This is a genomic window from Streptomyces sp. NPDC054794 (assembly GCF_053611585.1).
The window spans coordinates 343,112-358,230 of the sequence record NZ_JBSHAQ010000002.1 but is presented as its reverse complement, the minus strand read 5'-3'; the positions used below and the strand labels follow the sequence as shown (position 1 = coordinate 358,230).

12 protein-coding genes and 1 rRNA gene are annotated in these 15,119 nt (G+C 71.2%); 8 read left to right on the top strand and 5 right to left on the bottom strand.

Annotated features, from left to right (window positions below; translation table 11 throughout):
- Positions 1-163 precede the first annotated feature (163 nt).
- Positions 164-280: ribosomal RNA gene (rrf, locus tag ACWGKT_RS03720) — 5S ribosomal RNA — on the top strand.
- 115 nt (positions 281-395) lie between these two features.
- Here rrf and ACWGKT_RS03715 read toward each other — a convergent pair.
- The 5 genes from ACWGKT_RS03715 to ACWGKT_RS03695 are packed head-to-tail and all read right to left on the bottom strand — an operon-like array spanning position 396 to position 6,000.
- The gene (locus tag ACWGKT_RS03715; protein ID WP_453272310.1) at positions 396-1,706 is read right to left on the bottom strand and encodes a DUF58 domain-containing protein; all 1,311 of its coding nucleotides are present in this window, start codon (positions 1,704-1,706) and stop codon (positions 396-398) included.
- Positions 1,706-2,695, bottom strand: a complete 990-nt coding sequence (locus ACWGKT_RS03710; RefSeq protein ID WP_453272322.1) for an AAA family ATPase — start codon at positions 2,693-2,695, stop codon at positions 1,706-1,708. Before ACWGKT_RS03710 ends, ACWGKT_RS03715 begins: the two co-directional genes overlap by 1 nt.
- On the bottom strand, positions 2,695-3,894 hold the full coding sequence (locus ACWGKT_RS03705) for a DUF4350 domain-containing protein (RefSeq protein WP_453272309.1): 1,200 nt from the start codon (positions 3,892-3,894) through the stop codon (positions 2,695-2,697). Before ACWGKT_RS03705 ends, ACWGKT_RS03710 begins: the two co-directional genes overlap by 1 nt.
- Positions 3,891-4,616 (bottom strand): DUF4129 domain-containing protein, encoded by a 726-nt coding sequence (locus tag ACWGKT_RS03700; RefSeq protein WP_453272308.1) that lies wholly within the window; start codon positions 4,614-4,616, stop codon positions 3,891-3,893. Before ACWGKT_RS03700 ends, ACWGKT_RS03705 begins: the two co-directional genes overlap by 4 nt.
- A 4-nt stretch (positions 4,617-4,620) precedes the next feature.
- Positions 4,621-6,000, bottom strand: coding sequence for a DUF7544 domain-containing protein (locus ACWGKT_RS03695; RefSeq protein WP_453272307.1), 1,380 nt, complete (start codon positions 5,998-6,000; stop codon positions 4,621-4,623).
- A 140-nt stretch (positions 6,001-6,140) separates the two neighbouring features.
- Here ACWGKT_RS03695 and mtnA point away from each other — a divergent pair, with 140 nt between their 5' ends.
- The 7 genes from mtnA to ACWGKT_RS03660 all read left to right on the top strand — a co-directional run bounded on the left by mtnA (position 6,141) and on the right by ACWGKT_RS03660 (position 15,114).
- Positions 6,141-7,286 carry an S-methyl-5-thioribose-1-phosphate isomerase gene (gene mtnA / locus ACWGKT_RS03690; RefSeq protein ID WP_356142653.1) on the top strand — a complete coding sequence of 382 codons (1,146 nt, stop codon included), beginning with the start codon at positions 6,141-6,143 and terminating at the stop codon, positions 7,284-7,286.
- Between the two features lie 104 nt (positions 7,287-7,390).
- Positions 7,391-8,080 carry a two-component system response regulator MtrA gene (gene mtrA, locus ACWGKT_RS03685; RefSeq protein ID WP_015659998.1) on the top strand — a complete coding sequence of 230 codons (690 nt, stop codon included), beginning with the start codon at positions 7,391-7,393 and terminating at the stop codon, positions 8,078-8,080.
- A gap of 1 nt (position 8,081) precedes the next feature.
- Entirely contained in the window at positions 8,082-10,166 is a 2,085-nt protein-coding gene (gene mtrB, locus ACWGKT_RS03680) for an MtrAB system histidine kinase MtrB (RefSeq protein WP_453272306.1), read from the top strand.
- Positions 10,156-11,976, top strand: coding sequence for an LpqB family beta-propeller domain-containing protein (locus tag ACWGKT_RS03675; protein ID WP_453272305.1), 1,821 nt, complete (start codon positions 10,156-10,158; stop codon positions 11,974-11,976). The genes mtrB and ACWGKT_RS03675 overlap by 11 nt, the downstream gene beginning before the upstream one ends.
- 148 nt (positions 11,977-12,124) lie before the next feature.
- Positions 12,125-13,156, top strand: coding sequence for a ComF family protein (locus ACWGKT_RS03670; RefSeq protein WP_453272321.1), 1,032 nt, complete (start codon positions 12,125-12,127; stop codon positions 13,154-13,156).
- Positions 13,157-13,470: 314 nt separating this feature from the next.
- Positions 13,471-14,163, top strand: a complete 693-nt coding sequence (gene hpf, locus ACWGKT_RS03665) for a ribosome hibernation-promoting factor, HPF/YfiA family (protein ID WP_374292803.1) — start codon at positions 13,471-13,473, stop codon at positions 14,161-14,163.
- Between the two features lie 204 nt (positions 14,164-14,367).
- Positions 14,368-15,114 carry a response regulator gene (locus tag ACWGKT_RS03660; protein WP_235452576.1) on the top strand — a complete coding sequence of 249 codons (747 nt, stop codon included), beginning with the start codon at positions 14,368-14,370 and terminating at the stop codon, positions 15,112-15,114.
- The last annotated feature ends 5 nt before the right edge of the window (positions 15,115-15,119 follow it).

The following is a 15,119-nucleotide window of genomic DNA, read 5'->3' as shown; positions in this document are numbered from 1 at the left end:
GGTTGATAGGCCAGATATGGAAGCCCGGTAACGGGTGGAGTTGACTGGTACTAATAGGCCGAGGGCTTGTCCTCAGTTGCTCGCGTCCACTGTGTTGGTTCTGAAACCACGAACAGCCCCACCCGCTGAAGAGGGTGGTGTGGCGTTCACAGTTTCATAGTGTTTCGGTGGTCATAGCGTGAGGGAAACGCCCGGTTACATTCCGAACCCGGAAGCTAAGCCTCACAGCGCCGATGGTACTGCAGGGGGGACCCTGTGGGAGAGTAGGACGCCGCCGAACAATCTTTGGGAAAACCCCCGCATCGAAAGATGCGGGGGTTTTCTGCGTTCCGGGGGTATTCCGATGCCCCTTTCTCTCTTTGGCTTCCTCTGAGCATCGGATTTCGGTCTCGGTATCAGAGGCGGCCGGCCGTCTTCAACGCCAGATACGCGTCCGCCAAGGCCGGCGCCAGATCATCCGGCGTCGCGTCCACAACCGTCACACCGTGCCGACGGAGCTGTTCGGCCGTGCGATGCCGTTCGGCCTGGGCCTGTGCGGCTGCCGCTGCTTCGTACACCGCGTCGGCGTTCCCACGAGCCGCGGCCATTTGGCTGATGTGCGGATCGGCCACTGAGGCCAGGAGAACCGTGTGCCGCTGGGTGAGTTGCGCGAGCACCGGCAGCAGGCCTACTTCTACCGGGGCCGCGTCGAGGGTCGTGAGCAGGACGATCAGGGAGCGGCGCGGAGCCGTACGCAGTGCCATCGCGGTGAGTCCGCGGGCGTCGGTCTCGACGAGTTCCGGTTCGAGTGTCGCCATGGCGTTGACCAGGGCCGGGAGGACGTCGCCGGCCGCACGCCCCTGTACCAGGGCGCGGACCCGGCGGTCGTATGCGAGCAGGTCGACCCGGTCGCCTGCCCGGGAGGCGAGCGCCGCCAGGAGCAGTGCCGCGTCCATGGAGGCGTCCAGGCGCGGGGCGTCACCCACACGGCCCGCAGAGGTACGGCCGGTGTCGAGGACGACCAGGATGTGTCGGTCGCGTTCGGGACGCCAGGTGCGTACGGCGACCGTGGTCTGGCGGGCCGTGGCGCGCCAGTCGATCGAGCGGGTGTCGTCGCCGGGAACGTACTCGCGCAGGCTGTCGAATTCCGTGCCTTCGCCGCGGGTCAGCACACTGGTGCGGCCGTCGAGTTCACGCAAACGGGCGAGTTTCGACGGAAGGTGCTTGCGGCTGGTGAACGGGGGCAGAACCCGTACAGTCCAGGGCACTCGGTGGGCGCCCTGCCTGGAGAACAGACCGAGTGGGCCGTAGGAGCGGATGGTCACGCGGTCGGCCTGGCGGTCGCCGCGGCGGGTGGGTCGCAGATGGGTCGTCACGCGGCGGCGTTCGCCGGCGGGCACCGTGAGGCGGTGGCGCGAGGCGGCGACCTCCGTGCCGGGCTGCCAGCTGCTGGGTGGCCAGGCATCCCGCATCCGAGCCCGGAGCGGACGGCGGGACGGGTTGGTGACGGTGAGCGTCACGTCGGCTGCCTCGCCCAGGCGCACGGAGGTGTCGCCGGAGCGGGTCAGCACGAGGCGTCGTACCGGCGCCGCGAGGGCGAAGTCGCAGGCGCAGGCCAGCGCCAGCGGGCCGTTGACCGCGAGGAAGCCCGTCAGGCTGGGTTCCCAGATGCCGACGGGGATCGAGCCGAGGGCCGCCAGGAGGGCGGCGCGACCGGTGAGGGCCATCAGCGCGGGACCGGGACGTGGGAGAGGATCGCGTTGATGACCGCGTCGGCCGTCACGCCCTCCATCTCGGCCTCGGGCCGCAGCTGTACACGGTGGCGGAGGGTGGGCAGGGCCAGGGCTTTCACGTCGTCGGGGATCACGTAGTCGCGGCCGGTCAGCCAGGCCCAGGCGCGGGAGGTCGCGAGCAGGGCGGTGGCTCCACGCGGCGACACACCGAGCGTGAGGGAGGGCGACTCGCGGGTGGCCCGGCAGATGTCGACGACGTAGGCGGTGATCTCGGGGGACACGGCGGTCTTGGCGACCGCGGCGCGGGCGGCCTCCAGGTCGGCGCGCCCGGCGACCGGGCGCACGCCTGCGGCGCGCAGATCGCGCGGGTTGAAGCCCTCGGCGTGGCGGGTGAGGACGTCGATCTCGTCCTGGCGGGAGGGGAGAGGGATCGTCAGTTTGAGCAGGAAGCGGTCCAGTTGGGCTTCCGGGAGGGGGTAGGTGCCTTCGTACTCGACCGGGTTCTGGGTCGCGGCAACCAGGAATGGCTCGGGGAGCAGGCGGGGCGTGCCGTCGACCGTGACCTGGCGCTCCTCCATGGCCTCCAGGAGGGAGGACTGGGTCTTGGGCGGGGTGCGGTTGATCTCGTCGGCGAGGAGGAGGTTGGTGAAGACCGGGCCCTGCTGGAAGGAGAACTCGGCGGTGCGGGTGTCATAGACCAGGGAGCCGGTCACGTCGCTCGGCATGAGGTCCGGGGTGAACTGGACGCGCTTGGTGTCGAGTTCGAGTGCGGACGCGAGCGCGCGGACGAGCAACGTTTTGGCGACTCCGGGGACTCCTTCAAGGAGAACGTGTCCGCGGCAGAGGAGGGCGACGACGAGGCCGGTCACGGCGGGGTCCTGGCCGACCACGGCTTTGGCGATCTCGGCGCGCAGGGCTTCCAGGGAGGCGCGGGCGCTGCCCGGATCCCCGGCGTACCCGGCGTTGTCAGTGGTCGGGGCCATCATGAACGGCGTACCTCTCTTTCGAGGGCGTCGAGTTGGTTGGACAGTGCGATGAGGGCGGCGTCGTCGCCTGGCGGCGGGCCGAACAGGAGGGAGTGCAGGGCCTGTCCGTTGCCGTGGAGGTGCGCGGACAGAGCGGGGAGCAGGGCCTCGGTGGTGTGCGCCTGGGCCGTGGGTACGCCGACGAGGGGAGCCAGTCGGGTGCGGGTGGCGGAGCGCAGGGCGGCGGCCGCGCGGTCGCGGGCGTTGGCCTTGCGGTAGAGGCGGGCGCGGCCTTCGACGGTTTCGGAGGCGCGGATCGCCACGGGAAGTCTTTCGGGCACCAGAGGGCCGAGTCGGCGTGCCCTCCAGAGGGCGGCGAGGGCCGCGGCGAAGAACAGCTGCAGCGTGGCCCACAGCCATCCGGACGGGAGCAGGTCGAAGAAGCCCTTCTGCTCGCCCGTGCCGGTGGCCGTGGCGTCGGAGAGCGAGGGGAGGTACCAGACCAGATGGGGGCGGGAGCCGAGGAGTTGAAGAGCGAGCGAGGCGTTGCCCTGCTCGTCGAGGCGGTCGTTGTAGAGGATGTCGGGCGCGCCGAGGACGACGGTGTCACCGCCCCCGGATGCCGCGGGGACGCGTACCAGGGTGGCCAGGCGCTCGCTGGGGTAGCACGAGTCGGCGTCGAGATGGCTGGTGGTGTAGCGGATGCCGCCGGTGTCGGCGCTGCCCGCGCGCCGGGCGGCGGGCAGGGCGCAGTCGGGGGACAGCGTGGAGTCGAGGCTGGTGGCCGGGTCCGCGGTGACCCCTGGGGCGAGCCGTTCGACGGACCAGCTGCCGGGTGCGACCAGGACGGTGCGTCCTCCGGAGTGGGCGGTCGCGTAGCGCAGTTGGCTCTGTTGACGGTGGGTCAGCAGGTCGGGGACGGCCACCAGGAGGGTGGTGTCCGGGCCGGCTGCGGCGCGGGCCTCGTCGAGGGTGGTGACCACGCGGGTGGACACGCCACGCTCGGCGAGGAGTGCGGACACGGCACGGCTGCCGTAGGGGTCGACGGAGCGCGGGTCGAGGCTGCCGTGGTGGACGTCGGAGCGGACGACGGCGATGGCGACGGCACCGACCAGGAGCAGTACGAGGGCGAGTACGACGCCGCGCGAACGGGTCCACACCTGGCGGGCGGTGGGCGAGGCCGAGGTGGACGGGAGCGTGGTGGCCCCGGTGGTCATTCGGCGGCCCCCTTGTGGGTGGTGTGGGCCGCGCTGTTCGTGCTGCTCGCCAGGACCGGCTTGCTGCGCTCCAGGTCGCGGTCGAGTTCGGCGATGCGGTGGTACGACTCCTCGCTCGCCCGGCGTCCGCCGTACGTCACGTCGTCGAACTCCCGGGCGGCGGTGCGCAGCCGGTCGGTGTGGGAGGGCAGTGCGCGACCGGCTTCCGCTGCCGCCTCGTCGGCGGTGCGGCCGGGGCGGATGTCGAGCAGGGCGCGCTCTTCGAGGGAGCGGACGATGGCCCGCATGCGTTCCTGGAGGGCCTGGTTCCAGTGGCCCTGGGCCGCGTGTGACTCGGCGGCCGCGCGGTGTTCGGCGGCGCTGCGGGGGCGGTCGTCGAACAGTGCGGGGGCGGAGGCGGCTTGGCGGTGCGGGGTGCCCAGGCGCCACCAGAGGGCAGCCAGCACCGCGACCACGGCCAGGATCACGACGAGGAGGCCGATCGTTCCTCCGGGTGTCGCGGCCGCGGCCGTGTTGAGCAGCCTGTCGAGCCAGTTCCAGAAGGCGTCCAGGGCCCGCTGGAGCAGGCCGGGATCGTTTTCGTGGTACATCCGCTTGGCCAGCTCACGCCGGGCCGCCTCCCGCGCGGGATCGCGCGGAATGGTCACCGGTGGCTCGTCGCCCGAGCGCGATAGTGACAGCACGGCCGACGCCGTGGTGAGAACTCCCCCCGCCAGAGCCACCGTGTCAGCTCCCGGGGGTGGCGCCGGAGGTGGCGCCGTAGCCCTGGACACCGGCGGCGCGGGCCAGTTCGAGATCGAGGGCCTCGCGCCGGATGCGCTGGTCGATGTAGAGGAGGACGGTCACGCCCGCCGTGATCGGGAACGTGATCATGGAGCCGATCACCGACCCGATCCCGCTGATGACGAGGTACGTCCAGCCGAGGTCGCCGGCGTTGCCGTTGAAGAGGTTGGAGACGCCGTCTCCGCTGACGGCGGCCGCGATCGCGGCGAAGGGGATCACGACGATCGACGCGACGATGTTCGCGATGATCGTGGCGAGCAGCTGGATGCCGAAGACCCGCCACCAGGAGCCGCGCACCAGCTTCGCGGAGCGGCTCATGGACTTGAGGATGCCCTGCTTCTCCAGCATCAGCGCCGGCGAGGCCAGGGAGAAGCGGATCATGAGCCACAGGGTGACGATGCCGGCTCCGAGGAGGCCGAAGACGGCGAGTGCGGCAGCTCCGCCGCCGCTTCCGCCGCCTACCGCCACGAGGATGCCGGGCAGCGCGCCGCAGAGCAGGATGCCGACGGCGATGAGCAGCAGCAGGAAGATCAGGCCGAACAGCTTGGGGACCTGGGGGCGGGCGTCGCGCCAGGCCTCGCCGATGCTCACCGGTTTGCCGAGTACGGCTCGGCTGGTGACGGTCGTCAGCAGGGCGGTCGCGATGATGGTGCCGATCATGGAGATCAGGACGACCGCGCCGGTGCTGAGCATGACCTCACCCAGGGCGTGGGTGACCTCGTCGAGCGAGGCGTGTGGGTCGCTGAGGGTCTTCGTGCTGGCGCTGTCGTTCAGGACGAGCCCCTGCAGGAGGATGACGAAGACCTCCGTGAGGACGGCGACGGTCAGCGAGATGCCGAGGACCGTGCGCCAGTAGGTGCGCATGGTGGAGACGGCACCGTCGAGGATCTCGCCGACGCCGAGCGGGCGCAGCGGGATCACGCCGGGCTTGGCCGCGGGCGGAGGTCCGCCCCAGCCGCCGCCCCAGGCCCCGTACCCACTGGGGCCGCCGTACCCACCGGGGCCGCCGTAGCCACCGGGACCCCCGTAACCGCCGGGGCCTCCGTAGCCACCGCCGGGGTGTCCACCGCCCCAGCCCGGGCCGGGCGGTGGTGGCGGCGGTGCCTGGCCGGGGGCCGCGGCGCCTGTGGGCGCGGACCACTGGCCGGGTGGCGGCTGCTCCTTCGACCACTTCGAATCGCCGTCCTGCGGGCCCGTGCCCGGCTGTTCGGCGGGCTGTGCGGGGCCGGGCCGGTCGGCGGGCTCGGCAGGTCCGGACGCACCGGGTTCCTGCCCGTTGGACGGGGCGGATCCGGGCGAGGCCCAGCCCGGAGTGTCGTTCATCGAAGCTCCTTCACGGTGCCCGTCCGCGGTCGCGGTGGCAGGTTGGCAGCCATCGTGCCATGGGGTGGTCATCGAGCGACCGGCCGCGGTATGGGCTGCACACCTTCAATTGTCCGCCGGATAGCGGGCAGACTGACCGCATGGCTGATCAGTACGCGCAAACCGGCGAGGGCAAGAGGCCGACTGAGATACCGGTGATCCGATGGGAGGAGCCGCCCGAAGGTCCCGTCCTGGTCCTTCTCGACCAGGCGCGGCTGCCGGCCGAGGAGGTCGAGTTGGTGTGCACGGACGCCCCGGCCCTGGTCGAGGCGATCCGTACGCTCGCCGTGCGCGGGGCGCCGTTGCTCGGCATCGCCGGGGCGTACGGTGTCGCGCTCGCCGCCGCGCGGGGCTTCGACGTGGACGAGGCCGCGCAGGCGCTGGAGAGCGCCCGGCCGACCGCGGTGAACCTCTCCGTCGGTGTGGACAGGGCGCGGTCCGCCTACCGCGCCGCGCTCGCCCAGTCCGGGGAGCCCCGGCAGGCGGCCGCGGCGGCGCTGGCCGCGGCGCGCGTGCTGCACCGCGAGGACGCCGAGGCCAGCGCACGGATGGCCGGGCACGGTCTGGCGCTGCTCGACGAGCTGCTGCCCGGCGGCGGGCACCGCATCCTCACCCACTGCAACACCGGATCGCTGGTGTCGGGCGGTGAGGGCACGGCCTTCGCGGTGGCGCTCGCGGCGCACCGGGCCGGGCGGCTGCGGCGCCTGTGGGTGGACGAGACGCGTCCGCTGCTGCAGGGGGCCCGCCTGACGGGGTACGAGGCGGCCCGCAGCGGGATGGCGTACACGTTGCTCACCGACAACGCCGCCGGCTCGCTGTTCGCGGCGGGAGAGGTCGACGCGGTGCTGATAGGGGCGGACCGCATCGCTGCGGACGGTTCGGTGGCGAACAAGGTGGGGAGCTACCCGCTCGCGGTGCTTGCCCGGTATCACCATGTGCCGTTCATCGTGGTGGCGCCGGTGACGACGGTGGATGCGGGCACGCCGGACGGGGCGGCCATCGAGGTCGAGCAGCGCCCCGGGTACGAGGTGACTGAGGTCACAGCCCCGCAGGCGGCCGCCGCGGGCGCGGGAGGCGGTATACCGGTGGCTCCCCTGGGGACCCAGGCGTACAACCCGGCGTTCGACGTGACGCCGCCCGAGCTGGTGACGGCGATCGTCACCGAGGAGGGCGTCGCCTCGCCCGTGACGGCACAGGCTCTTGCGGGGATGCTGGACCGCGCGCCGGTGCGCGAGTCCCGGGGCTGACAGCCGCGCGGCGGACGAGGGCAGACAGTGACGGCCGGGTACGACTATCGTCACTGGCCGGTGACCCTGCTCACCTGCGCCACCTTCGCTGTTATGAGAATGGGATGATGTCGTTTATGAAGGGACGAGTCCTTGTCGTCGACGACGACACCGCACTGGCCGAGATGCTCGGCATCGTGCTGCGTGGTGAAGGTTTTGAGCCGTCTTTCGTAGCCGACGGCGACAAGGCGCTGGCCGCATTCCGTGAGACCAAACCGGATCTGGTGCTCCTCGACCTGATGCTGCCCGGCCGGGACGGCATCGAGGTGTGCCGCCTGATCCGGGCGGAGTCCGGGGTGCCGATCGTGATGCTCACGGCCAAGAGCGACACCGTGGACGTCGTCGTGGGCCTGGAGTCGGGCGCGGACGACTACATCGTGAAGCCGTTCAAGCCGAAGGAGCTCGTCGCCCGGATCCGGGCGCGGCTGCGGAGGTCCGAGGAGCCGGCGCCCGAACAGCTCGCCATAGGTGACCTCGTCATCGACGTGGCCGGCCACTCCGTGAAGCGGGACGGTCAGTCGATCGCGCTGACGCCGCTGGAGTTCGACCTGCTGGTCGCGCTGGCCCGCAAGCCGTGGCAGGTGTTCACGCGCGAGGTGCTCCTGGAGCAGGTGTGGGGCTACCGGCACGCGGCAGACACCCGTCTGGTCAACGTGCATGTGCAGCGGCTGCGCTCCAAGGTCGAGAAGGACCCGGAGCGGCCGGAGATCGTGGTGACCGTCCGTGGTGTCGGTTACAAGGCCGGACCGAGCTGATATGTCCGGGGACAGTGCCGCTTCGGTTCCCGGACGGTCCGGGGCCCGTCCGGAGCGGCCTGTCGGCCGAAAGGCGGCGGGTTCGCGCTGGGGACGGTTCTTCGAGGGCGGGCTGCTGCAGGGCGGAGTCCAGGGCAGCCCGGTCCTTCGGTTGTTCATGCGCTGGGTGCGCCGGCCGCTGCTGCCCGTCATGCGGCTGTGGCGGCGCAACATCCAGCTCAAGGTCGTCGCCACGACGCTGCTGATGTCGCTGGGCGTCGTTCTGCTGCTGGGCTTCGTCGTGATCGGGCAGGTGCGCAACGGCCTGCTCGACGCCAAGGTGAAGGCCTCGCAGAGCCAGGCCACCGGTGGATTCGCGGTGGCCAAGCAGCAGGCCGACGAGGCGGCGAGCGGCGGCGGTGACGACGCGTCGGCGGTGGACGGACGGCAGTCCCAGAACGTCATCCAGTGGATGAGCGACCTGGTCGAGTCGCTCTCCAGCGGTGGCCAGGGCGCCTTCGACGTGGTCACCCTCCCGGCCGGCGACGACAGCGGTGGCGGGCGCAGCCCGCGCGGTTCCGGGGACGTCGACCCGTCCGCCAGCGTGCCCGAGGCACTGCGGGACCGGGTCAACAGCAGCCCGACGGCGGCCCAGAGCTACACCCGCATCCTCTACAAGAACGGCAAGGACTCCCAGCCCGCGCTGGTCATCGGCAAGCAGGTCAACGACCCGAACGGTGACCCGTACGAGCTGTACTACCTCTTCCCGCTCACGCAGGAGGAGAAGTCGCTGAGCCTGGTCAAGGGCACGCTCGCGACCGCCGGGCTCTTCGTCGTCGTACTCCTCGGGGCCATCGCGTGGCTCGTGGTGCGCCAGGTCGTCACGCCCGTGCGGATGGCGGCCGGGATCGCCGAGCGGCTGTCCGCCGGACGCCTGCAGGAGCGAATGAAGGTCACCGGCGAGGACGACATCGCGCGGCTCGGCGAGGCCTTCAACAAGATGGCGCAGAACCTTCAGCTGAAGATCCAGCAGCTGGAGGACCTGTCGCGGATGCAGCGGCGGTTCGTGTCGGACGTGTCGCACGAGCTGCGCACCCCGCTGACGACCGTACGTATGGCTGCCGACGTCATCCACGAGGCCCGGGAGGACTTCGACCCGGTGACCGCGCGGTCGGCCGAGCTGCTCGCCGACCAGCTGGACCGGTTCGAGTCGCTGCTCGCGGACCTGCTGGAGATCAGCCGGTTCGACGCGGGCGCGGCGGCGCTGGAGGCCGAGCCGATCGACCTCAGAGACGTCGTGCGGCGGGTCGTCAGCGGTGCCGAGCCGCTCGCGGAGCGCAAGGGTACGCACATACGCGTGGTCGGTGACCAGCAGCCGGTCGTGGCCGAGGCGGACGCCCGGCGCGTGGAGCGGGTGCTGCGCAATCTCGTCGTCAACGCCGTCGAGCACGGCGAGGGCAAGGACGTCGTCGTCAAGCTCGCCTCCGCGGGCGGCGCGGTCGCCGTCGCGGTGCGCGACTACGGCGTCGGGCTCAAGCCCGGCGAGGCGACCCGGGTCTTCAGCCGCTTCTGGCGGGCCGACCCGGCACGCGCGCGTACCACCGGCGGTACGGGCCTGGGGCTGTCCATCGCCCTGGAGGACGCCCGGCTGCACGGCGGCTGGCTGCAGGCGTGGGGTGAGCCGGGCGGCGGCTCGCAGTTCCGGCTGACGCTGCCGCGCACGGCCGACGAGCCGCTGCGGGGCTCGCCGATACCGCTGGAGCCGAAGGACTCGCGTCGCAACCGTGGGCTGACCGACGCCGGTCTGCCGCGCGGAGGCGAGGACAAGCGCGCGACCGTGCCGGTGCAGCAGAGGGGCGGCCACGCACCGCTGCCGCCTCGTGCCCCGATCGCACAGCGGCTGACGGCCGCCGTTCCCGCCGCCGACCCGACGGCGCTGCCGGGCAACGGCGCGCGTGTGGTGCCCCGGCCCACCGGAAGCGCACGACGCCAGGACGACGCGCCCGCCGCTGACGCGGCGCGCGACGAGACCGGAGACGGGCCGGGCGGTGCGGCCTCCGGCGAGGGGGACTCGAACAAGCCAGGGGAGGCATTTCGTGGGCGTTGACCGCGAGGGGGGCGTCCGGCGCAGGCCGGGTCGCGCGGTGGCATACGGCGTCTGCGGTGTCGTACTGCTGGCGGGGTGTGCGTCGATGCCGGACAGCGGGGATCTGCGGGACGTCGAGTCCACCCCGCGGCAGGACACCCAGGTGCGGGTCTTCGCGATGCCGCCCCGGGACGACGCCGCGCCCGGGGAGATCGTGCAGGGCTTCCTGGAGGCCCTGACCAGCGACGATCCGAACTACGACACGGCGCGCAAGTATCTGACGGCCGCTGCCGCGCAGAAGTGGAGACCCGAGCGGTCCACCACCGTGCTCGCCGACGGGCCGAGCACCCAGCCCGACCCCAAGGCGGGCGGCCGGGAGGACTCCGGCAACCTCACCTACACGCTGGTCGGCAGCAGGGTCGCCACGGTCGACGCACAGCAGGCGTACTCGCCCGACCACGGGCCGTACAACAGGAATGTGCATCTGACCAGGGACCCCAAGAGTGGGCAGTGGCGCATCGACGCGCCGCCCGCGGGTGTCGTCATGGGCAAGTCGGACTTCCAGCGCAACTACACGTCCGTCAACAAGTACTACTTCGCCTCGAACACCTCGGCCGGGACGACCGGGCAGCCGGTGACCGTCGCCGATCCGGTCTTCGTGCGTGAACGCGTGGACCCGATGACCCAGCTGGTGCGCTCGCTGCTCAAGGGGCCGACGAGCTGGCTGGAGCCCGTGGTCAGGTCCAGCTTCCCGACCCGTACGGAGCTGAAGAAGGGCGTCGACTCGCTGACGCCCGACGACCAGAACAAGCTGACGGTGCCCTTGAATGCCCGCGCCTCCCGGGTCGGGACGGCCAAGTGCACCGAGATGGCGACCCAGATGCTGCTCACACTGCAGGATCTGACGCCCACGCTGGACGCGGTCGAGCTCCAGGGCGCCAACGGCAAGAGGCTGTGCGACTTCGCCCGCGAACGGGGCTCCGCGAAGGGCCCCGAATACCTCTACTTCCTGGACGACAAGCACCGCCTGGTGCGGATGGCCGACGTCAGTTCGAGCACGAGCGTCGTTCCGGTGCCGGGTGCGCTGGGTGAAGGTGACAAGCCGCTGCGCTCGGTGGCGGTCTCGCGCGACGAGCACGACGCGGCCGGGGTCAGCTACGACGGCAAGTCTTTGTACGTCACCTCGCTCGCGTCGGGCGGTTCGCTCGGGGATCCCGTCGTACACAGCCAGGGCGCCACTTCGGACGACCGGCTGACGACGCCCAGCTGGGACGCCCGCGGCGACCTGTGGGTGGCCGACCGCGACCGGCGCGACCCACGGCTGCTCCTGCTGGAACAGGGCGGGGGCCGGCCGGTCGAGGTGCGGACCCCGGAGCTGTCCGGCCGCATCAAGGACGTGCGGGTGGCTGCCGACGGCGTGCGGATAGCGCTCATCGTGGAGCAGGGCGACAAGCAGTCGCTGCTCGTCGGGCGGATCGAACGCGAGGAGAAGTCCGGCGAGCAGCCGGTGGTCTCCGTCCTCGAACTGCGTTCCGCCACGCCCGGGCTGGAACAGGTCACCGCCATGTCGTGGTCCGGGGACAGCCGGCTCGTGGTGGTCGGGCGTGAGCAGGACGGCGTGCAGCAGATGCGGTTCGTCCAGGTCGACGGCTCCACCCCGGAGGGCCCGGCGCCCGCGGCGCTCACGGGCGTCAAGGCCGTCGCGGCGTCCGAGAACGACCGGGTCCCGCTCGCGGCGTACTCGGAGGACGACGGCATCGTGCGGCTGCCCTCCGGCGCGCAGTGGCAGAAGATCGCCAGGGAAGGGTCCGCACCGGTCTATCCGGGGTGACGTGGCGGATCCGGAGGACATCCTCCGAGGCCGCCGGTCTGCTCGTTCACTCAAGTGGGTGAACGGGTTTGCCTGTCGCGCGGAGTTGTCCACAGGCAGTCGTCCACAGGGGTGGCCGGTCCGTTCGGACATGGGCACAGTGGTGGGCATGCGGGGGTGGTGGCAGGACCTCACCGACCTGGTGCTGCCGGCCGAGTGCGGAGGCTGTGGGACGCCTCGCACGGTGCTCTGTCCGGAGTGCCGTGCCGCCCTGAGCGGGGCCGCACCGTGCCGGGTGCGACCGGTGCCGGAGCCGCCCGGACTGCCGATGGTCCAGGCGGCGGCTCCGTACGTGGACGAGGTACGGGCGATCCTCCTCGCCCACAAGGAACGCGGCGCACTGGCACTCGCCGGGCCTCTGGGCACGGCTCTGGCGGGGGCGGTGCGGGCGGGGCTCCAGGGCCCTGGTGGATGTGGTGGAGGAGCCGGTCGGCGCGAGCACGGTACGGCGACGGGACCGGCCCGTCGGTACGCGCAGGGAGTCGCGGCGCCGATCGTGCCTGCCGGGGCTGCCGGGGCTGCCGGGGCTGCCGGGGCTGCCGGGGTCGTCGGGGCAGCAGGGGTGGCCGGGGCCCGTGTGGTCGCGCTCGGCGACGGGCGTGCGCGGTGCGTGTCGTCGCGGGACGACGGCGTGGGGGGCGGAATCGGGGACGCGCCCGTGCTGCTCGTTCCGGTGCCCTCCGCGCGACGGGCCGTGCGGGCCCGTGGGCACGACCCGGTGCGGCACATCGCGCTGGCGGCGGCCGGTGAGTTGCGGCGGACCGGTACGCCCGCCCGGGTGGTTGCCGTACTGCGCCAGCGGCGTGTCGTGGCCGACCAGTCGGGACTCGACTCCCGGCAGCGGCTGGCCAACCTCACGGGCGCGCTGGAGGTGGCGCCCGGCGGCGTCCGGCTGCTGCGCGGCGGGCACGTCGTGCTGGTCGACGACCTGATGACCACCGGCGCCTCCCTGACGGAGGCGGCGCGGGCCTTGTGGGAGGCGGCCGGGCCGGATGGCGGGACAACGGCCGTGTACGCGCGCGCAACTCGGGAAGGAAGAGAGGAACCGACAGCCGGATCAACGGGAGAGAGGGACAACGGGGTGCGGTGTGCGGCCGTGGTCGCGGCACCGCCGGATTCCTTCGAAATAAACCGGAACTGACTGCGAACTTGCATCGTTGCAGGTAGTGAGAGGGCCTATTCGCCTGAATGGAGGTACGCCGCAGTAGAGGGTGACGACATCCGTCCGGGCGAGATATGTTCGGTGTGAGGGAAAGGCGCAGGCCATCCCTCTCATATCCGAATGCCGTGCCGCTGGTTTTCCGCAATCACCCGCGGCGCTGGGGTGCAGATCTTGCCCATGGGGGAGGAGGAGGTGGAAGTCACCGAGTCCGAGGTTCCGGGGCTCCCTGGAACCTGGTGCAAAAGGGAGATGCTCCGCCGCTGGAGCGGAGCGATCCGGGAACGGAGTTCTGCGTGGACATCGTCGTCAAAGGCCGCAAGACCGAGGTGCCCGAGCGGTTCCGCAAGCACGTGGCCGAGAAGCTGAAGCTGGAGAAGATCCAGAAGCTCGATGGCAAGGTGATCAGCCTCGACGTCGAGGTGTCCAAGGAGCCCAACCCCCGACAGGCCGACCGTTGCGACCGAGTGGAGATCACGCTCCGCTCCCGCGGTCCGGTGATCAGGGCGGAGGCAGCGGCCAGCGACCCGTACGCGGCACTCGACCTGGCCGCGGAGAAGCTGGACGCCCGGCTGCGCAAGCAGCACGACAAGCGGTTCTCGCGCCGTGGTGCGCGCCGGATCTCGGCGGCCGAGGTCCCCGACCACGTTCCGGGCGCGGCGACGCTCAACGGGAACGGCATCCCCGTTCACGACGAAGACGCGGGTTCGGTACCCACGAAGAAGATGGGTTCGCTGGAAGTGCAGGGCGAAGGCCCGCTCATCGTCCGCGAGAAGACCCATGTCGCCTCCCCGATGACCCTCGACCAGGCTCTCTACGAGATGGAACTGGTCGGACACGACTTCTATCTGTTCGTCGACTCCGAGACCAAGGAACCGAGCGTCGTCTACCGCCGGCACGCCTACGACTACGGTGTCATCCACCTCAGCACGGACCCGATGGTCGCCCAGGCGCATTCCCCCGCGGCAGGTGGCACGCTGGGCGGCTGACTCGCCCGGCTGACGACTGAGCAGGTGCCCCTGGAGCGCGCGTGTGCGCCCCCAGGGGCACCTACGTGCGACCACTTCGCGCCCCTCTCCGTCACCTCAGTGTCGGCCGGGCATGAAATCATGGCCGCACCGGCCCAACCGGTGGGCCGCTGCCTTGGGTTGGCGATGGCACAGGACCAGCCGCAGCCTTCAGGGGGAGGAACGATGGCGGACAGCTTCGGACCGATGCAGGAGGGTGACGTCGACGACGGCGTCGTCGGCATGGGCCCGGACGCGGGCTCACCACGCAAGGAGCCGATCAGAGTCCTTGTCGTGGACGACCATGCCCTTTTCCGCCGCGGCCTGGAGATCGTGCTCGCGGCCGAGGAGGACATCCAGGTCGTCGGCGAGGCGGGGGACGGTGCCGAGGCCGTGGACAAGGCCGCCGATCTCCTGCCCGACATCGTGCTGATGGACGTGCGGATGCCCAAGCGCGGCGGGATCGAGGCCTGCACCTCTATCAAGGAAGTCGCCCCCAGCGCCAAGATCATCATGCTGACGATCAGCGACGAAGAGGCCGATCTCTACGACGCGATCAAGGCGGGCGCGACCGGCTATCTCCTCAAGGAGATCTCCACGGACGAGGTGGCCACCGCCATTCGCGCGGTCGCCGACGGGCAGTCGCAGATCAGCCCGTCCATGGCGTCGAAACTGCTCACCGAGTTCAAGTCGATGATCCAGCGGACCGACGAACGCCGGCTGGTGCCGGCGCCGCGGCTCACCGACCGCGAGCTCGAAGTGCTCAAACTCGTCGCCACGGGCATGAACAACCGCGATATCGCCAAGGAGTTGTTCATCTCCGAGAACACCGTGAAGAACCACGTCCGCAACATCCTGGAGAAGCTGCAGCTGCACTCCAGGATGGAGGCGGTGGTCTACGCGATGCGCGAGAAGATCCTGGAGATCCGGTAGCGGGT